Source organism: Streptomyces sp. NPDC005492, assembly GCF_040605995.1.
Classification (GTDB): domain Bacteria; phylum Actinomycetota; class Actinomycetes; order Streptomycetales; family Streptomycetaceae; genus Streptomyces.
Map to the genome: position 1 here is coordinate 11,302 of NZ_JBEXDX010000053.1, position 18,610 is coordinate 29,911.

Genomic DNA, 18,610 nt, shown 5'->3' on the forward strand with positions numbered 1-18,610 from the left:
CACATGGGCCCCAACCGAAACCTCCGACAAAAGCAATCTCAGCCCGCCGCGGCCAGGACCAACGGAAGAACCTGTTCGCTGCCGGCCCGGCGGAGCAGACGCGCGGCGACCGCGAGGGTCCAGCCCGAGTCGGTGTAGTCGTCCACGAGCAGGACGGGGCCTGGAGAGTCGGCCAGGGCGCCGGCCAGTTCCTCGGAGACGGTGAAGGCGTCGGACAGGGCCCTGAGGCGTTGGGCGGAGTTGCTGCGGCGTGCCGCGTGTGTGCCGTCCGGTGCGGTGTACGTCAGGGTGCCCAGGAGGGGGAGTCGGCCGATGGTCGCGATGCCCTGGGCGAGGGTGCCGACCAGTTGCGGGCGGGCCAGGGACGGTACGGCCACGACTCCCACCGGACGGGCGGAGGCGTCCGCGACGTTCGGTGCCCAACCGCCCGGAGAGCGCGCCCAGTCGGCGAGGACCGCCACCGCGGCCTTCAGGACGTCGTCGGGGACCGGACCGTCGGGCGCGTTCTCGGCCAGCAGCGGACGCAGTCGGTTGCCCCAGCCGATGTCCGAGAGCCGCCCGAGGGCGCGCCCCGTCGAGCACTGGTCCTTGGCCGGGATACGTCCCTTGAGGTCGACGCCCAGCGCGGCCATCCCGGTCGGCCACATCCGGCGCGGCTCGACCTCCATCCCCGGGCGGTCAAGTTCCTTCGTCGCTCCCGTCAGCGTCTCCGCGGAGACGGAGGAATCGATCCAGGCGCCTGCGCAGTTGTCGCATCGGCCGCACGGCACCGCCCCCTCGTCGTCCAACTGCCGCCGCAGGAACTCCATCCGGCACCGGGACGTGCTCACGTAGTCGCGCATGGCCTGCTGCTCGGCCGCCCGCTGCTTGGCCACCCACGTGTACCGCTCGGCGTCGTAGACCCACTCGGCTCCGGTGGCCGCCCATCCGCCCTTGACACGCTTGACGGCTCCGTCGACGTCCAGGACCTTCAGCATCGTCTCCAGGCGACTGCGCCGAAGCTCCACCGCCGTCTCCAGAGCCGGCACGGACAACGGCCGCCCCGCGTCGGCGAGGGCCGCGAGGGTCTGCCGGACCTGCGTCTCGGGCGGGAAGGCCGTATCGGCGAAGTAGCGCCAGATGGCCTCGTCCTCCTTGCCCGGCAGGAGCAGCACATCGGCGTGGGCCACACCGCGACCCGCGCGACCCACCTGCTGGTAGTAGGCGATCGGCGAGGAGGGTGAACCGAGGTGGACCACGAAGCCCAGGTCCGGCTTGTCGTAGCCCATGCCCAACGCCGACGTGGCGACCAGCGCCTTGACGCGGTTCTCCTGGAGGTCGATCTCGGCCTGCAGCCGGTCGGCGTTCTCCGTCTTCCCGGTGTAGGAGGCCACCTTGAAGCCTCGATGGCGCAGGAACGCGGTGGCCTCCTCGGCGGCGGCCACGGTGAGCGTGTAGATGATCCCCGAGCCCGCCAGCTCGTCCAGATGCTCGGCGAGCCAGGCCAAACGGTGCGCGGCGTCCGGCAGTTGGACCACCCCGAGCCGCAGGCTCTCCCGCTCCAGCGGACCGCGCAGCACCAGGGCCTCGCCCGCGCCGGTGCCCAACTGCTCGGCCACATCAGCGGTCACGCGCGCGTTGGCGGTCGCGGTGGTGGCCAGCACCGGTACGCCGGTGGGCAGTTCGGCCAGCATCGCCCGCAACCGGCGGTAGTCGGGGCGGAAGTCGTGTCCCCAGTCGGAGATGCAGTGCGCCTCGTCGACCACCAGCAGGCCGGTCGTGGCCGCGAGCTTGGGCAGCACCTGGTCGCGGAAGTCGACGGAATTGAGCCGTTCCGGACTGACGAGGAGAACATCGGTCTCGCCGCGCTCGACCTCCCCGTAGATCGCGTCCCACTCCTCCGGGTTCGCCGAGTTGATGGTGTGCGCCCGGATTCCGGCCCGGGCCGCCGACTCGACCTGGTTGCGCATCAGTGCCAGGAGCGGCGAGATGATCACCGTGGGCCCGGAGCCACGTCGGCGCAGCAGGGCGGTGGCGACGAAGTACACCGCCGACTTGCCCCAGCCGGTGCGCTGCACCACCAGCGCGCGCCGACGGTCCTCCACGAGGGCCGCCACCGCCTGCCACTGGTCCTCCCGCAGCCGCGCCGTGCCGCTCGGGTCACCGACCAGCTCGGCGAGGATGGTGTCGGCCTCGGTGCGCAGCTCCTGGTTGCTCATGCCTCCATGCAACCTCACGCCACTGACAACGGCCCAATCCCCCGCCGCGACGAAGAGCGCCGGACCCTGTCCCACAGCCGGTCCGACCAGCTCCCTCTGGACCTACCGCACCTCGATGGCGTACGAAAGTGTCGTGCTCCAACGCCTCAGGCGTCGCCGGGCGAGCATTGGGTAGGGATATAAGCCACAGACCGTCAGATAAGGGTCTGTGGCCCCATTTGCTCGTTGCCGCATCCCAGTTCGACAGCAAGAATTGGAGTCCGCTCCCCGCACGGCTCGTCCGTGATCCGGTAGGGCTCTGCTGCGGTGTGCGCTCCCCCGAATCCGACCCCGCCCGAAGTGTGGGCGCGTAGCCGAAGGGAGGACCGTGACCTTCGGATTCGCTCCGTCCTCCGCGGCATCCACGTCGACGTCTGCCGACCTGTCCGCCGCTTCCGCCAACCCCGTGGCCCGTATGCTCGAACCCTCCGAATGGGCCGCAGCCGGAATCCCGTTGCTGCGCAATCCACGCGAGGTCGTCAGCGGGCTGCACTCCCGGCATCGCCCCCGACCGGCGACGGCGGTCGTGGCCGTCCTCGACCCGGACGAGCGACTGCTCGCGAGCGCCTCGTTCGTCCGACGGCCCGCCCCGGCCGACGGCTGGATGTTCCGCAACGCGCTGCTCGCGCAGCTTCGCCGCGTCATCCCGCACGATCTGCGCCGCCGCACCCCGGTGCGCACGGCCGTGCTGCTCTACTGCCGTGAGGGGGACGCGCGTTGGACGCAGGAGGACGGCGCGTGGATGTGGGGGCTGCGTGACGCCTGCACGCTGCACGGGCTGCGCTGCGGGGCGTACATCACGCTGACCCATGACGGCTGGCAGGTGCTCGGCGAGGGGCGCGGCGGCCGACGGCCCAGCGCGGACTCCGCGCCGGAACCTTTCGCCATGTCCGAGATACCGCCCCTGCTGCCCCGCACCGGCGGCGCCGCCTCAGAGGTTCTGCGCCGCGCGGCCGCCCGCTGAATCCCGGTCCGGGCTCCAGGCCCGGACCGTGCGACGGTACGACGCCCTCACCGCGGAGTCCGTACGGCGCCGGGCCGCCCGAGGCGGAGACCCCTCCTGCACGTCACGGTGACGGTGCACCACGTACGGGAGCGGCGCCTCCACGGAGGGCGCGCTCCACCGGCCGCACCAGCCCTCGGACCGGCAATCCACGCACGCCGAAATACCCGCCGTGCACAGACCGTCGCGACGGCGACGGCACGCCCGCCATCGCTCTCCGAAAGTTCCGGAGACGGCTCAGACGCCCGCGCCCAGCACCGAGTTGATCTGCTGCGGGTCGCCGCAGACGATCAGCAGGGCACCGGCCCGGCCGAGGGCCAGGGGCAGCGCGGTGGCGGCAACGGCGGCGGGGCCTCCGTTGACGGCGACCACGACGACGGGACGGGACGCCGCCCGGCCCGCCACGGCGGCGTCCGCGTAGAAGACATCGTCGCGCGCGTCGTGCTGCGCCCAGTAGGACGCTTCACCGAAGGACAGTTCGTGGGCGGCCCACGGGTGCGGTTCGCCGGTGGTGATCACCAGCACGTCACCAGGGGCACGGCCCGACTCCAGGAGCAGGTCGACGGCTTCCTCGGCAGCGTCCAGCGCACCCTCGGCCGAGGCCGGGACGAGCTGGATCTGCGGAGTCACCACAGCGGTGTCGGAGGCGGTGGAGGCAGCCGGACCCGAGGGTCCGGGCTTGACGACGGCCACGTCGCGCGGTGTGCGTTGCGCCGGCGCCGTGGGCCGCAGGGGGCCGGGGCGACCGGGACGCGGCGGCGCCGCGGGGCGGGGGCCGGGTACAGGGCGGGGGGTCGGCGCGACACGGCCGCTGGCCGGGGTGGCGCGGGGACCCTGGGCACTCTCGTGAATCTGAGGCTCCTCGGGAATGAGAGGCATGAGCTGATTTTTATCAAACATTGGTGCGGCTCGCGTCGGCGGGTGGCACATGAGTGCGAGCGGGACGGTCAGAAGTCGAAGCCGAGTTGGCCCTCGATCGTCGGAACGGTTCCCTCCGCCCAGCTACGGGCCTTCTTGAGGTGCCGCCACTGGGGCAGCGCATCAAGATACGCCCACGACAACCGGTGGTACGGGGTGGGGCCCCGCTCCTCCAGCGCGGCTTTGTGCACGGGCGAGGGATACCCGGCGTTGGCCGCGAAAGCGAAGTCTGCATGGTCGATGCCCAGTTCGGCCATCATTTTGTCGCGCTGAACCTTGGCGATCACCGAAGCGGCCGCGACCGCCACACAGGACTGGTCGCCCTTGATCACCGTACGAACCCGCCAGGGGTCCCCGAGGTAATCGTGCTTCCCGTCGAGAATGACCGCGTCGGGGCGAACCGGCAAGGTCTCCAGCGCGCGCACCGCGGCAAGTCGCAGCGCCGCCGTCATCCCCAGGTCGTCGATCTCCTCCGGGGAGGCGTGCCCCAAGGCGTACGACGTGACCCACTTGCGGAGTTCCTCGGCGAGTTCGGTGCGTCGCTTGACGGCGATGAGCTTGGAGTCGGTGAGGCCTTCGGGAGGCCGGCGAAGTCCGGTGACCGCCGCGCAGACGGTGACGGGACCGGCCCACGCGCCGCGTCCCACCTCGTCGACGCCTGCGATGACCCTGGCTCCGGTCGTGGCGCGGAGTGAGCGCTCGACGGTGTGAGTAGGTGGTTCGTACGGCATGGCGCCCTTAGACTACGCCGCCCGGAACCCCCTGCGACACCCAGGTTTCCCCAAGCCCTCCAAGGTCGTTCCGCGCCGACTTCACGCACCGCCGGGTCGGAGCAGCGGAAGCATCAACTGGTCGATCATCTCCTCGATGTCACGGTCTTCCCATTCACTGCCGCACATCTTCGACCGGTACATCATCATCGCCGGGATGGCATCGAAGACATAGCCGTTGGACGCGTCAGGGCGAACCTCACCCCGCCCTATTCCGCGGTTGATGGCGTCGCGGAGCAGCCGGATCGTGGGTTCCACGACCCCTTCGAAGATCACGCCATGGAAGCGCTCAGCCTGCACGGTGTCGCATTCGTGAATCACCGCGCGGAGGGCGAATCCGGGGCGCGAGAACATCGCGTCGCGCGCCTGCGTGCACAGCGCCAGCAGATCCGCGCGCACGTTCCCGAGGTCGGGCGCCTCGTCCAGCCGCGGCAGTCCGGCCTGCAGCGCGTCCGCGACGAGGTCCTCCTTGGAGGACCAGCGCCGGTACACAGCGGCCTTGCCCGTCTGGGCGCCGGCGGCGACGCCTTCCATCGTGAGGGCGTTCCATCCGACCGTACTGAGTTGCTCCAGTGCGGCGTCCAGGATCGCGCGTTCGAGCACGGCGCCGCGGCGGCGGAGGGAGGCCGTCGGAGCGGGGGCGGCCGTCCAGCCCGAAGTAACCATCTGAGTGTCTCCAGCGAGCAGTGGAATGGGGAGTTCCGGGGATCGGGGATGCGTCACGCGGCAGCGACGGGGGAAGCGTCGCTCGACGCCAAGTTAAGTGAACGCTTGCGTTCACTGTCGGGGACTCACTACCGTTGGCGCGACAGTGAACGCGAGCGTTCACTAACACACTTGTGGGGGACCCATAGTGACTACCTCTCAGTTGATTAAGGACCCAACGCCAGGAGCGGCCCGCCGGGAGGGGCATCCCGGCATCGCGCTCGCGGTCATCGCAGCCTGCCAACTCATGGTGGTACTCGACGCGACGATTGTGAACATCGCGCTCCCGCACATTCAAGCCGCGCTCAGTTTCAGCACCACCGACCTCACCTGGGTCGTCAGCGCCTACACGCTCACCTTCGGTGGCCTGCTCCTTCTCGGCGGCCGGGCCGGCGACATCCTCGGCCGGCGCCGGGTGTTCACGACCGGCATCCTGCTCTTCACCTTCGCCTCGCTGCTCGGCGGACTCGCCCAGGAACCCTGGCAGTTGCTGGCCGCGCGCGTCCTCCAGGGCGTGGGTGGCGCGATCGCGTCGCCCACCTCGCTCGCGCTCATCACCACCACGTTCCCCGAAGGCCCGGAGCGGAACAGGGCGTTCGGAGTCTTCGCCGCCGTCTCGGCGGGCGGCGGCGCGATCGGTCTGCTCGCGGGCGGCATGCTCACCGAGTGGCTCGACTGGCGCTGGGTGCTCTTCGTCAACGTGCCGATCGGCCTGCTCATCGCCGCACTCACTCCGCTGTACATAAGCGAGTCCGAACGGCACACCGGCCGGTTCGACATCGCGGGCGCGCTGACCTCTACGGCGGGTATGGCGTCCCTCGTCTACGGCTTCATCCGCGCGGCGGACCAGGGCTGGCGCGACCCCCTGACCATCGGGTCCTTCGGTGCGGCGGCCGTCCTGCTGCTGGCCTTCGTGATCATAGAGTCCCGGGCCAAGGAGCCGATCACCCCGCTCAGGATGTTCGCCGACCGCAATCGCTCGGGCACATACGTGATCATGCTGAGCCTGGCCGCCGCGATGTTCGGCATGTTCTTCTACATCGTGCTCTTCGTGCAGAACGTGCTGGGGTACAGCCCGATCCAGGCGGGTCTGGCCTTCCTGCCGGTGACGGTCGTGATCGCGGCCGGCGCGGGACTGTCCCAGCGGTTCCTGCCGAGGTTCGGCCCCCGGCCGTTCATGCTCCTCGGCTCGGCCCTCGCGGCGATCGGGCTCACCTGGCAGACCCTCATCAGCTCGGACAGTTCCTACGTCGGCGGAGTGCTGGGCCCCATGCTGGTGTTCGGGTTCGGCATGGGCCTGAACTTCGTGACGCTGACGGTCACCGCCGTCTCCGGTGTCGCCCAACATGAGGCGGGCGCGGCGTCCGCGCTGCTCAACGCCATGCAGCAGGTGGGCGGTTCGCTCGGTCTGTCCATCCTGACCACGGTGTTCGGCTCGGCCGGCAAGGACGAGGCGAAGAAGCAGTTGCCGAAGTTCCTGGCCGATGGATCGGCCGAGCAGAAGGCCGAGTTCGGCAAGACACATCAACTGCCGGCGCCATGGGGGCACGACGTGCTCGCGCACGGCATCTCTACGGCCTTCATCCCGGCCGCCGCGATGGCCGTACTCGCCCTGGTCACCGCCTGGTTGGTGATCCGGGTCCGCAGGAGCGACCTCGACGCCCTCGCGGGCACGGCGGGTCCAGGAATCGGCTGACCGGTCGGGCCCGGCGAGGGCCCGGCCGACCGGCACCGGCGAAGACCTCATGACCACCCCCTACATCGTGTCCTGTCCGCCCGTGTGGACTCATGTGTCGCAGCGCGACTGCCAGGACAACGGCCAGGCGGTCACGGAGAGTTCCCTACAGGCACAGAGAGTTTCAGGTGCGTGGGACGGTGCTGCCCGTTGAGGAGTCCGCAGCGTCAGACGGACGTCGGAACCCAGCTCGGCAGTGCCTCCGTCCGCTCCACCCACTCTGCGGGTGGCGTCCCCGCCTTCCCACCGGCGATCACACCGCCCACGATGGCGCAGGTGGTGTCCACGTCCCCGCCGACCTGAGCGGTGGCCCAGAACGCCCGCTCGTAGTCGCCGAGCCCTCGGGCGGCCGACCAGAGCGCGAAGGGGACCGTGTCGTGCGCCGTCGTACGACGTCCACAGCCCAGCACCGCCGCGACGGTGCCGGCGTCCGCGAAGTCGAGCATGTCCCGGGCGCGCCGCAGTCCCGCGCCGACGGCGCTCTTCGGTACCAGTGCGATGACGCCGTCGAGGAGCGCCTCGGCGCTGGGCGGGCCGTCGGGGGACGCGGCCAGCGCGGCGGCGGCCGCGATGGCCATGGCACCGACCACGGCCTCACGGTGCTGGTGCGTGGGGTACGCCGAGATCTCCGCCTGGTGGGTCGCCTGCTCGGGATCGTCCGCGTACCAGGCGCCCAGGGGTGCGATCCGCATCGCGGCGCCGTTGCCCCAGGATCCCTGACCGCTGAAGAGCGCGGCGGACAGCTCGCGCCAGTCGCCGCCCTCGCGGACGAGGCGCAGCAGCCGGTTGACCGCGGGGCCGTAGCCGCGGTCGAAGTCGTGACGCTCGGCGAAGGAACGGGCCAGGGCGTCCTGGTCGACGCGGTGGTGGGTGGCCAGGACCGCGACCACGGAGCAGGCCATCTCCGTGTCGTCCGTCCATTGCCAGGGGGCCGGGGGCAGCTCGCGGCGCTTGAGCAGCGGGTAGTTCACGGGCACGAAGAACTGCGAGCCCAGCGCGTCCCCCACGGATAGTCCCCGCAGGCTGGCGAGGGCGCGGCTCAGGCGCACGTCAGAAGAATCGGAGGAGTCGAGGGAGGAGTCAGCGATCATCGATCCGCCACCCTATCCACTGATTCCGTACGGTTCCGGATCCCGCCAACTGTCGAACGGCCGGTCCAGCGCGTACCTGCCGTCGTCTCCCAGAACGAGCATCCGCATCTCGGCGTTCCCCGGATTGGACAGCGACTCGAACTCCGCGACCGTCCAGTGGAACCAACGCATGCAGAACAGCCGCATCGCCAGGCCGTGCGTCACCAGGAGCACGTTCGGCGGGTGGTCGGGGGCCTCGAAGCTGCGGTACAGGCTCTCCAGGAAGCCGCCGACCCGGTCGTAGACGTCGGCGCCGGACTCGCCCTGGGCGAACCGGTAGAAGAAGTGCCCGTAGGCGTCCCGGTACGCCTTCTGGAGGCGGACGTCGTCCCGGTCCTGCCAGTTCCCCCAGTCCTGTTCGCGCAACCGGGGTTCCTCGCGTACGCGTACGAGCTCGGGGTCGAGGTGGAAGGCGCGGAAGGTCTCGTGCGTACGGCGGTACGGGGAGACGTACACACTGATGCGCTCCCGGCCGAACACCTCCCGCAGCCGTTTGCCGGTCTCCTCCGCCTGTCGCCAGCCCTGGTCGGTCAGCGCCAGGGAATGGTCGGGTTCACGCTCGTACACGGTGTCATCAACATTGCCCGTTGACTCGCCGTGCCGGACAAGGACGATGCGCCGTGGTCGTGCCATGCCAAAACCCTAGATCGAGTGAGGGCATATCGAGCAGTCGTACGGGCTCCATACGGCGTAGGTCACACGAATTCTGCCCGATGGGACACATAGGGGCGCACGATTCACACACCGGGACGTCGATGACGTCAGTCCGGATTTCAAACTATCCAGCTCGGTTCCAGTTGCACGATGTCCCCCGTGAGGGAGGCGACGTCCGCCTCGATCTGGGCCCTCAGCGCGAGCCGTTCCACCCGTTCGGCGCGGTACTTGCCGTGTTCGGCGGCCGAGTGCCACATCGAGAGCACCATGAACTCGTGTCCCGGAGCCTCGCCGAACAGTCCGCGCAGCATGCCCGGGGAACCGGCCATCGCGGGGTTCCAGACCTTCTCCTGCATCAGCGTGAAGTGCTCGGCGCGCTCCTCGTGGACACGGCACAGGGCCACCCGCACCAGGTCGGCGTCGGTGAAGCGCGGTTCGAACCCCGTCTTCACGTCGAAGCGATGGTCGAACAGCTTGACCTGCGTGTCCTTGAAGGTGCCCACCTGCGCCGACGCCAGCCGGTCGTGGGATCGGGCCATGAAGGAGTCGTAGAAGGCACGGCTTTCCCAGAACGCGAAGATGTGCGCCACTCCGGGCCGCCCCCGGCTCCAGCCTCCCCCCTGTCCCCGAAATCCCGGCTCCCCCAGAAGCCCCGCCCACTTTCGCTGCCCGCGCTCGAAGCCGCGGCGGTCAACCACGGTGCAGCGAATCCACTTGACCAGCACCGCGCCATCGTAAGGCCACGGAGCGTGGCGCCGGTCACGCTCCGGCGGAGATCGTCGGCGCATACGCCCCCGCGCGCGTGGCACGATGGACAACGAACGCTGATGGCCCAGCAGTTGGGGCGCGCGATCGAGGCGAACGGGGAAGGGGAACTGTGGTCAACGGCCTCAACAAGGGGATCCGCAAAGCCGAAGTCGGGCTTCAGTGGGATCCGAGTCCCACGGGGCAGCCGCCTGTCGATCTGGACATCGTGGCCGCGACCTATGTGGCGAACGACCCGTACGGCGCTCCCGCTTACGCGGTGTACTTCGACAGCCGCTCCCCCGACGGAACCATCTATCTCAACCGGGACAGCAAGGACGGCAAGGGCTTCGGCTGGGACGAGGTCATGACGCTGGAACTCGACCGGCTCGCCGAGCGGTACGCGCGCGTGGTGGTCGGCGTCGTCATCCAACAGCGCGTCGCCCACCGGACGTTCGTGAACGTCCTCAACCCCAAGCTGCGCATCCGTGAGGGCTACACCGTCCTCGCCGAGGACGACTTCGGTGACGTCCTCGGTGCGACGGCTGCGACGGTCGGGGAGTTCGTCCGGGACGAGTCCGGAAGCTGGGACTTCCACCCCGGCATCCAGGGCTTCGAGGACGATCCCGCGACCTTCACCAGGACGATGGGCAGGGCACAGCAGTCCTGAGCCCCGCCCCGGAGGAGTCGTCAGCCGGCGGTCCAGCCCGGGACCGTCGGCAGCACCTCTTCCGCGATGCGGAACAGCGCCTCGTCGTCGGGCGGCACGTCGTCCTGACGCCAGATGGATATCTCGAAGGAGTCGCCGCCGTCCTTCTCACTGGTGGAGACCAGCAGACTGCGGGCGATGCCCCCAGGGCCCGTACTGGCCTTGCCGCCCCCGAGGCTGAAGCTGATCGCGACGGTCCGGTCCGAGTAGACGACGGCCGGGTGCCCCAGGACCATTTTCACCTGCGAGGTCGAGTCCAGATATCGGGCCGCCCGCGTGACGGGAATGTCGTCGTAGGACGCCGACAGCCGCACGGAATAGGTCCTCAGGTCGACGTCGGCCTCAGGACTGGCGATCTTGGTGCCACCGGCCAGAGTCATCCAGCCCGCACTGCCCGAGGCGGTCTCCGCATGCTCGTCCGGCGTCCCCAGGAGGACCGGTAGGTCCGCGCGGTTCAGCGCCGTGCAGAGCGCCGTAGGCGACACGTACTTGGCCGGCAGCGTGCTGTCCGTGCTCGCCGTACAGGTCGCCGGTTTGCCGTCCTGTGCCGACGTTTTCGGCAGGACTCCCCCGAGTCCCCACATACCGCCCACGACGCCGCCGACCGCTACCACCGCCGCGACTGCCTGGGCCCCCGCCCGCATACCTCTTTCGGGCTCGACGGAATCGTCGACCATTGCCCCCCACTCTCCCCTGTGCGCGACCTATGCGCGCTGAGGGAGATTAACCGCTGATCGTTCCGGTGGGAAACCGGATTCGTCCCGGGCCGGGAAACGCCGAGGGCGGCGGAGCCGGGATCCCGGTTCCGCCGCCCTGAGCAGCTAGTTCACTTCAAGTGGATGCTCCGACTCAGCTGCATCCGCTGGTCGAGCCACACCCCTCGCAGATGTAGCAGGAACCGGCCCGCTGCATCTTCGTGCCGCAGGAGAAGCACAGCGGGGCGTCCGCCTGGATGCCCAGTTGCATCTCCACCAGTTCGGCGCTGGTGTGCGCCTGCTGCGGGGCGGGCTTGGCCGCCTCGGCCACGGCCTTCGGTGTGGCGACGGCCTTCAACTCCTGGGCGCGCGGCGCCGACTGGGCCAGGCCCTCCACGTCGACCTCGTCCTCGGTCGGCTCGTACGAACCGGTCTCCAGGTGACGCTGGCGCTCCTCGGCGGAGTGGATGCCGAGCGCGGATCGCGTCTCGAAGGGCAGGAAGTCGAGCGCCAGGCGGCGGAAGATGTAGTCGACGATCGACTGCGCCATCCGCACGTCCGGGTCGTCCGTCATGCCGGCCGGCTCGAAGCGCATGTTGGTGAACTTCGAGACGTACGTCTCCAGGGGCACGCCGTACTGCAGGCCTACGGAGACGGCGATCGAGAAGGCGTCCATCATGCCCGCGAGGGTCGAGCCCTGCTTGGACATCTTCAGGAAGACCTCACCGAGACCGTCGTCCGGGTAGGAGTTGGCGGTCATGTAGCCCTCGGCGCCGCCGACCGTGAAGGAGGTCGTGATGCCCGGGCGGCCCTTGGGGAGGCGCTTGCGGACGGGGCGGTACTCGACGACCTTCTCGACCGCGGTCCGGATGGTGTCCTCGGCCTTGGCGGTGACCTCCGCCTTCTCCTTCTCCTTGGTCTTCGCGGAGAGGGGCTGGCCGACCTTGCAGTTGTCGCGGTAGATCGCGAGCGCCTTGACGCCCATCTTCCAGGCCTCGAAGTAGACCTCCTCGACGTCCTCGACGGTCGCCGTCTCCGGCAGGTTGACCGTCTTGGAGAGCGCGCCGGAGATCCAGGGCTGGATGGCGGCCATCATGCGGACGTGGCCCATCGCGGAGATGGAGCGCTCGCCCATGGCGCAGTCGAACACCTCGTAGTGCTCGGTCTTGAGGCCCGGGGCGTCGATCACATTGCCGTTGTCGGCGATGTGGGCGACGATCGCCTCGATCTGCTCCTCCTGGTAGCCCAGGCGGCGCAGGGCCTGCGGGACGGTGCCGTTGACGATCTGCATCGAGCCGCCGCCGACCAGCTTCTTGAACTTGACCAGCGCGAGGTCGGGCTCAAGTCCCGTGGTGTCGCAGGACATCGCGAGACCGATGGTGCCGGTCGGGGCGATGACGGACGCCTGAGAGTTACGGAAACCGTTCTTCTCGCCGAGGCGCACCACGTCCTGCCAGGACTCCGTGGCCGCGGCCCAGATCGGGGTGTCCAGGTCGTCCACGCGGGTGGCCACGGTGTTGGCGTCGGCGTGCTGCTTCATGACACGCAGGTGCGGCTGCTCGTTGCGGGCGTAACCGTCGTACGGGCCGACGACCGCGGCGAGTTCGGCGGAGCGCTTGTACGACGTGCCGGTCATCAGGGAGGTGATGGCACCCGCGAGGGCACGGCCGCCGTCGGAGTCGTACGCGTGGCCGGTCGCCATCAGCAGGGCGCCGAGGTTGGCGTAGCCGATGCCGAGCTGGCGGAACGCGCGCGTGTTCTCGCCGATCTTCTGGGTCGGGAAGTCCGCGAAGCAGATGGAGATGTCCATCGCCGTGATGACGAGCTCGACGACCTTGGCGAAGCGCTCGACCTCGAAGGACTGGTGGCCCTTGCCGTCGTCCTTGAGGAACTTCATCAGGTTCAGCGAGGCGAGGTTGCAGGACGTGTTGTCCAGGTGCATGTACTCGCTGCACGGGTTCGAGCCGTTGATACGGCCGGACTCCGGGCAGGTGTGCCACTGGTTGATGGTGTCGTCGTACTGGATGCCCGGGTCGGCGCAGGCCCAGGCGGCCTCGGCCATCTTGCGGAAGAGCCGCTTGGCGTCGACCTCCTCGATGACCTCGCCGGTCATGCGGGACGTCAGGCCGAACTTGTCGCCGTTCTCGACGGCCTTCATGAACGTGTCGTTCACGCGGACCGAGTTGTTGGCGTTCTGGTACTGCACCGACGTGATGTCGTCGCCGCCCAGGTCCATGTCGAAGCCCGCGTCACGCAGCGCGCGGATCTTCTCCTCTTCCTTGACCTTGGTCTGGATGAAGTCCTCGATGTCGGGGTGGTCGACGTCCAGGATGACCATCTTGGCCGCGCGGCGGGTGGCGCCACCGGACTTGATGGTGCCCGCGGAGGCGTCGGCACCGCGCATGAAGGAGACCGGACCGGAGGCATTGCCGCCGGAGGAGAGCAGCTCCTTGGAGGAGCGGATGCGGGACAGGTTCAGGCCCGCGCCGGAACCGCCCTTGAAGATCATGCCCTCTTCCTTGTACCAGTCGAGGATCGACTCCATGGAGTCGTCGACGGCCAGGATGAAGCAGGCCGAGACCTGCTGGGGCTGCGCGGTCCCGACGTTGAACCAGACGGGGCTGTTGAAGCTGAAGACCTGGTGCAGGAGGGCGTACGCCAGCTCGTGCTCGAAGATCTCGGCGTCGGCGGGCGAGGCGAAGTACTTGTGGTCCTCGCCGGCCTTTCGATACGTCTTCACGATGCGGTCGATGAGCTGCTTGAGGCTCACCTCGCGCTGCGGGGTGCCCACGGCACCGCGGAAGTACTTGCTGGTGACGATGTTGACCGCGTTCACCGCCCATTCGGCGGGGAACTCGACGCCACGCTGCTCGAAATTGACCGAGCCGTCGCGCCAGTTGGTCATGACGACGTCACGGCGCTCCCATTCCACCTCGTCGTACGGATGCACGCCGGGGGTGGTGTGAATACGCTCGATGCGCAGTCCCCTGGTGGCCTTGGTGCCCTTCGCGCGGGAACCTCGTGCCGGACCGCTCGCCGTCTCTGTCATGCCGCCTCCCTGTACAGGCAAAAACGCCCTGAAATGCCACGATGTTCCCGTGGCAGAGTGTTTGTCTGGTGTCGCGGCCGCCCACACACTCCTGGCCCCGCGACAAGTCCTGGTCCGCCGCCCACCGGCCGGAACCGGGGTCTCCGCCCCGTTCCGACTCGCCGGTCAGTCGGCGGAGTGGGCGGGCACGGGGACTTGAACTGTCCCTCCGCGCCCGCCGTCGTCCTCCTGGCTCCCCGATTCCGCGTCTTCGTCGTCCGCGGCGGGGTCTGGCGTCGCTTCCCGCAGTTCCACGATCGCGGCCTCGAAGTCCTCGAGCGAGTCGAACGCCCGGTAGACGGAGGCGAATCGCAGATAGGCGACGAGGTCGAGCTCCTGCAACGGGCCGAGTATGGCCAGCCCGACGTCATGGGTGGTCAGTTCGGCGCTTCCGGTGGCCCGCACCGCCTCTTCGACCCGCTGGCCGAGCTGGGCGAGTGCGTCCTCGGTGACAGGCCGTCCCTGGCATGCCTTGCGCACACCGTTGATGACCTTGGTACGGCTGAAAGGCTCGGTGACTCCGGACCGCTTGACCACCATGAGCGAGCACGTCTCCACGGTCGTGAAACGACGGGAGCAGTCAGGGCACTGGCGGCGCCGGCGGATCGACGTGCCGTCGTCGGTCGTACGGCTGTCGACGACACGGCTGTCGGGGTGCCTGCAGAAGGGGCAGTGCATGATCTCCAACCCTCCCTCACAGCAGACTCAATAGCCTCGGGAGACCCCTTGGGCCTCTCGAAGCAGCCCCAAGCATAGGCGATGGCCGAGACTGTGGAGACCCGGGGGACCACAACTTCTGGGCTGCTGCTGCAATCCAACCACTAGATGTGGTGATTGGCCCACACAAACACGCCGCACACGCGTGTCGCACCCGTATTGGCATGTGCCATACGGCCATACCGTCACCCCGAACACGCGGGCGCACAGCCGTACCGCCAGGGCACTTACGGAGATACCGTGAGCACGGCACGGAGGAGGCGTGGGGCTCCCGCGCAGAACGGAACCGGCTCCCTCCGGCCGGTACACCGGGTGGCAGACTGAGGCGACAACACCGCGAGGTCACCGCCCGGACGGCGAAGAGTGCGAGAACGGCTCTCTTGTCCGACAGGTACCGCGTTGGCCATACACCCAGACACATGATCGCGGCAGGCTATCCGCGATTTTTCACTCGAACGTGTGTTTGGCGCAACCTTTCGAAAGCAACTACCGTTGTCCAGCAGGGAGACCATCGAGAGGGGCCGACGTGACCACCACCGCAGACAGTGCCACCATCACTGCCCAGGATCGCTCCCAGGGCCGACTCGAGCCGGTGCATGCAATGAACGAAACCGCGAATCCCGAGGGCCACAAGCGCTCTCTACCAGGCCGACCTCCCGGCATCCGGGCGGACAGCTCGGGGCTCACGGACCGGCAGCGCCGGGTGATCGAGGTCATCAGGGACTCGGTGCAGCGGCGGGGCTACCCGCCGTCGATGCGAGAGATCGGCCAGGCCGTGGGCCTGTCCAGCACCTCCTCGGTCGCACACCAGCTCATGGCACTGGAGCGCAAGGGCTTCCTGCGCCGCGACCCGCACCGCCCGCGCGCGTACGAGGTCCGCGGCTCCGACCAGTCCTCGTCGGTGCAGCCCACGGACACCGCGGGCAAGCCGGCCGCGTCGTACGTCCCCCTGGTGGGCCGGATCGCCGCCGGTGGCCCGATCCTCGCCGAGGAGTCGGTCGAGGACGTCTTCCCCCTCCCGCGCCAACTGGTCGGTGACGGTGAGCTGTTCGTCCTCAAGGTCGTCGGCGACTCGATGATCGAGGCCGCGATCTGTGACGGCGACTGGGTCACCGTGCGCCGCCAGCCGGTCGCCGAGAACGGCGACATCGTGGCCGCCATGCTGGAGGGCGAGGCCACGGTCAAGCGCTTCAAGCGCGAGGACGGCCACGTCTGGCTCCTCCCGCACAACTCGGCGTACGAGCCGATCCCCGGCGACGACGCCACGATCCTCGGCAAGGTGGTGGCCGTGCTGCGGCGTGTGTGACGGCCGCGGCGGGCGGGCCGCACCGGCCTCGCCCCCTGACCGGACCCCGGGACCCCTGCGCCGGTTCCGGGGTCCTGTGCTGTCCGGGCCCCGGCGCACCGGGCCAACACCGCCCCGGATCAGGCCGGTTCGGCTTCCTCCAGCTTCGCCTTCGCGTCGATCGCGGCCAGTGACCGCCGTACCTGGTTACGGTCCGTGGTGTACCAGAAGTCGGGCAGTGACGCCTTGAGATAGCTGCCGTAGCGCGCGGTGGCCAGCCGCTGGTCGAGCACGGCGACCACACCCCGGTCCCCCGAGGCCCGTACGAGACGGCCGGCCCCCTGGGCCATGAGGAGCGCCGCGTGGGTGGCGGCGACCGCCATGAAGCCGTTGCCTCCGGCCTCCTCGATCGCCTTCTGGCGGGCGCTCATCAACGGGTCGTCCGGACGCGGGAACGGGATCTTGTCCATGACGACCAACTGGCAGCTAGGACCGGGGACATCGACGCCCTGCCAGAGCGACAGCGTGCCGAAGAGACAGGTCTTCGGGTCGGCCGCGAAGTTCTTGATCAGCTCACCGAGGGTCTCCTCCCCCTGGAGGAGGATCGGGAACTCCGGGATACGGGAGCGCAGTTCCTCGGCGGCCAGTTGGGCGCCCCGCATCGAGGAGAAGAGGCCCAGGGTGCGACCGCCCGCCGCCTGGATCAGTTCCGTCAACTCGTCCATCATGTCGGCGCGATCGCCGTCCCGCGCGGGGCGCGACAGGTGCTTGGCGACGTACAGGATGCCCTGCTTCGGGTAGTCGAAGGGCGAGCCCACGTCGACGCCCTTCCACTTGGGGAGGTCGTCGCCCTCGGTGCCCTCGGGGGCGAGGCCCAGGGAGGCTCCTACGCCGTTGAAGTCGCCGCCGAGCTTCAGCGTCGCGGAGGTCAGGGTCACCGAGCGGTCCGCGAAGAGCTTCTCCCTCAGGAGGCCCGACACGGACATGGGGGCCACGCGCAGGGAGGCACCGAAGCGGTCGTGGCGTTCGTACCAGACGACGTCCCACTCGGAGCCGTTGGTGATGCGCTCCGCCACGTCGTGCACGGCCTCCACGGAGGCCAGCGCCTGCTTGCGGACCGCGTCCTCGTCCTGCACGGACTTGTCGCGGGTGGCGCCGATTCCGGAGATCACCGTGCGGCAGGCGTCGCGCAGCGCCATAAGGGCGTAGCCGAGGTCCTCCGGGATCTCCTCCAGGCGGCCCGGCAGGGCGAGCTCCATGAGCCGCTCGAAGCCCTCGGCGGCGGTCTGGAGCTGGTCGGCGGCCTTCTCGTTGACCAGCTTCGCGGCGCGCCGCACCGCGCGGTTGACCTGGCCCGGGGTGAGCTCGCCGGTGGCGACTCCGGTGACTCGTGAGACCAGTTCATGCGCCTCGTCGACGATCAGCACCTCGTGCGACGGCAGGACGGGGGCGCCCTCGATGGCGTCGATCGCGAGCAGCGCGTGGTTGGTGACGACGACATCGGCGAGCTTGGCGCGCTCGCGGGCCGCCTCGGCGAAACACTCCGCCCCGTAGGCGCACTTCTGGGCGCCCAGGCACTCGCGGGAGGACACCGAGACCTGCGCCCAGGCGCGGTCGGAGACCCCCGGCGTGAGGTCGTCGCGATCGCCGTTCTCGGTCTCGTCGGTCCAGTCGCGCAACCGCAGCAGGTCCTGGCCCAGCTTGCTGGTGGGGGCGGCCGCCTCGAACTGGTCGAAGAGGCCTTCCTCCTCGTCCTGCGGCATGCCCTCATGGAGTCGGTGCAGACACAGGTAGTTCGACCTGCCCTTGAGCATCGCGAACTGGGGGCGGCGGCGCAGCAGGGGATGCAGTGCGTCGACCGTGCGCGGCAGATCCCGCTCGGCGAGCTGGCGCTGGAGGGCGAGCGTGGCGGTCGCGACGACGACCCGCTCCCCGTGCGCGAGCGCGGGCACGAGGTAGCCGAGCGACTTTCCGGTCCCGGTGCCGGCCTGGACCAGCAGATGGGAGCCGTCGTCGATCGCCTCCGCGACGGCTTCGGCCATGGTCACCTGGCCGGGGCGCTCCGAACCGCCGACGGCGGTGACGGCAGCATGCAGGAGTTCGGGGAGTGAGGGCTTCGTCATAGCCCGACCACCCTAATCCGTAGGTACGACAGTGCCGGACGAGACCAGTGTTCGTTACGGGCTGTTCGAGTAGCGGGGCCTTGACACAGTTGTGACG

The 18,610-nt window shown here is 69.3% G+C and carries 15 protein-coding genes; 4 read left to right on the top strand and 11 right to left on the bottom strand.

All coding sequences use genetic code 11. The annotated features are described in order from the left end of the window. Window positions 1-38 precede the first annotated feature (38 nt). The gene (locus ABZT04_RS39845) at window positions 39-2,198 is read right to left on the bottom strand and encodes a RecQ family ATP-dependent DNA helicase (protein ID WP_356063897.1); all 2,160 of its coding nucleotides are present in this window, start codon (window positions 2,196-2,198) and stop codon (window positions 39-41) included. A gap of 367 nt (window positions 2,199-2,565) precedes the next feature. Here ABZT04_RS39845 and ABZT04_RS39850 point away from each other — a divergent pair, with 367 nt between their 5' ends. Next, complete coding sequence (locus tag ABZT04_RS39850) at window positions 2,566-3,201, top strand: hypothetical protein (protein WP_356063899.1); 636 nt, start codon at window positions 2,566-2,568, stop codon at window positions 3,199-3,201. Window positions 3,202-3,477: 276 nt separating this feature from the next. Here the strand turns inward: ABZT04_RS39850 and ABZT04_RS39855 are convergent, their stop codons facing one another. The 3 genes from ABZT04_RS39855 to ABZT04_RS39865 all read right to left on the bottom strand — a co-directional run bounded on the left by ABZT04_RS39855 (window position 3,478) and on the right by ABZT04_RS39865 (window position 5,594). Continuing rightward, window positions 3,478-4,119, bottom strand: coding sequence for a hypothetical protein (locus ABZT04_RS39855; protein WP_356063901.1), 642 nt, complete (start codon window positions 4,117-4,119; stop codon window positions 3,478-3,480). Between the two features lie 68 nt (window positions 4,120-4,187). Next, window positions 4,188-4,889: a ribonuclease HII gene (locus ABZT04_RS39860; RefSeq protein ID WP_356063903.1), complete on the bottom strand. Its 702-nt coding sequence runs from the start codon at window positions 4,887-4,889 to the stop codon at window positions 4,188-4,190. An 81-nt stretch (window positions 4,890-4,970) separates the two neighbouring features. Further along, window positions 4,971-5,594, bottom strand: coding sequence for a TetR/AcrR family transcriptional regulator (locus ABZT04_RS39865; RefSeq protein WP_356063905.1), 624 nt, complete (start codon window positions 5,592-5,594; stop codon window positions 4,971-4,973). A 187-nt stretch (window positions 5,595-5,781) separates the two neighbouring features. Between ABZT04_RS39865 and ABZT04_RS39870 the strand changes: the two genes are divergently transcribed. Beyond that, on the top strand, window positions 5,782-7,329 hold the full coding sequence (locus tag ABZT04_RS39870; RefSeq protein WP_356063907.1) for an MFS transporter: 1,548 nt from the start codon (window positions 5,782-5,784) through the stop codon (window positions 7,327-7,329). 206 nt (window positions 7,330-7,535) lie between these two features. Here ABZT04_RS39870 and ABZT04_RS39875 read toward each other — a convergent pair whose 3' ends face one another. The 3 genes from ABZT04_RS39875 to ABZT04_RS39885 all read right to left on the bottom strand — a co-directional run bounded on the left by ABZT04_RS39875 (window position 7,536) and on the right by ABZT04_RS39885 (window position 9,877). Continuing rightward, the gene (locus ABZT04_RS39875) at window positions 7,536-8,459 is read right to left on the bottom strand and encodes an ADP-ribosylglycohydrolase family protein (protein ID WP_356063909.1); all 924 of its coding nucleotides are present in this window, start codon (window positions 8,457-8,459) and stop codon (window positions 7,536-7,538) included. A 12-nt stretch (window positions 8,460-8,471) separates the two neighbouring features. Continuing rightward, complete coding sequence (locus ABZT04_RS39880) at window positions 8,472-9,131, bottom strand: histidine phosphatase family protein (protein WP_355902255.1); 660 nt, start codon at window positions 9,129-9,131, stop codon at window positions 8,472-8,474. A 140-nt stretch (window positions 9,132-9,271) separates the two neighbouring features. Next, window positions 9,272-9,877, bottom strand: a complete 606-nt coding sequence (locus ABZT04_RS39885) for a YdbC family protein (RefSeq protein WP_356063911.1) — start codon at window positions 9,875-9,877, stop codon at window positions 9,272-9,274. A 152-nt stretch (window positions 9,878-10,029) separates the two neighbouring features. On the opposite strand from ABZT04_RS39885, the gene ABZT04_RS39890 reads away from it, so the two are divergent. Continuing rightward, a complete protein-coding gene (locus ABZT04_RS39890) occupies window positions 10,030-10,566 on the top strand; it encodes a TerD family protein (protein ID WP_356063913.1) in 537 nt (178 codons plus the stop codon). A 20-nt stretch (window positions 10,567-10,586) separates the two neighbouring features. Here ABZT04_RS39890 and ABZT04_RS39895 read toward each other — a convergent pair whose 3' ends face one another. The 3 genes from ABZT04_RS39895 to nrdR form a co-directional block, all read right to left on the bottom strand. After that, window positions 10,587-11,282 carry a DUF6215 domain-containing protein gene (locus ABZT04_RS39895; protein ID WP_356063915.1) on the bottom strand — a complete coding sequence of 232 codons (696 nt, stop codon included), beginning with the start codon at window positions 11,280-11,282 and terminating at the stop codon, window positions 10,587-10,589. A gap of 172 nt (window positions 11,283-11,454) precedes the next feature. Beyond that, a complete protein-coding gene (locus tag ABZT04_RS39900; RefSeq protein ID WP_356063917.1) occupies window positions 11,455-14,349 on the bottom strand; it encodes a vitamin B12-dependent ribonucleotide reductase in 2,895 nt (964 codons plus the stop codon). A gap of 165 nt (window positions 14,350-14,514) precedes the next feature. Continuing rightward, complete coding sequence (gene nrdR / locus ABZT04_RS39905) at window positions 14,515-15,066, bottom strand: transcriptional regulator NrdR (protein WP_356063919.1); 552 nt, start codon at window positions 15,064-15,066, stop codon at window positions 14,515-14,517. 565 nt (window positions 15,067-15,631) lie between these two features. Between nrdR and lexA the strand changes: the two genes are divergently transcribed. After that, the gene (gene lexA, locus ABZT04_RS39910) at window positions 15,632-16,411 is read left to right on the top strand and encodes a transcriptional repressor LexA (protein WP_318019237.1); all 780 of its coding nucleotides are present in this window, start codon (window positions 15,632-15,634) and stop codon (window positions 16,409-16,411) included. Window positions 16,412-16,530: 119 nt separating this feature from the next. On the opposite strand, the gene ABZT04_RS39915 is transcribed toward lexA, so the two are convergent. After that, window positions 16,531-18,513, bottom strand: coding sequence for an ATP-dependent DNA helicase (locus tag ABZT04_RS39915; protein WP_356063921.1), 1,983 nt, complete (start codon window positions 18,511-18,513; stop codon window positions 16,531-16,533). Window positions 18,514-18,610 lie beyond the last annotated feature (97 nt).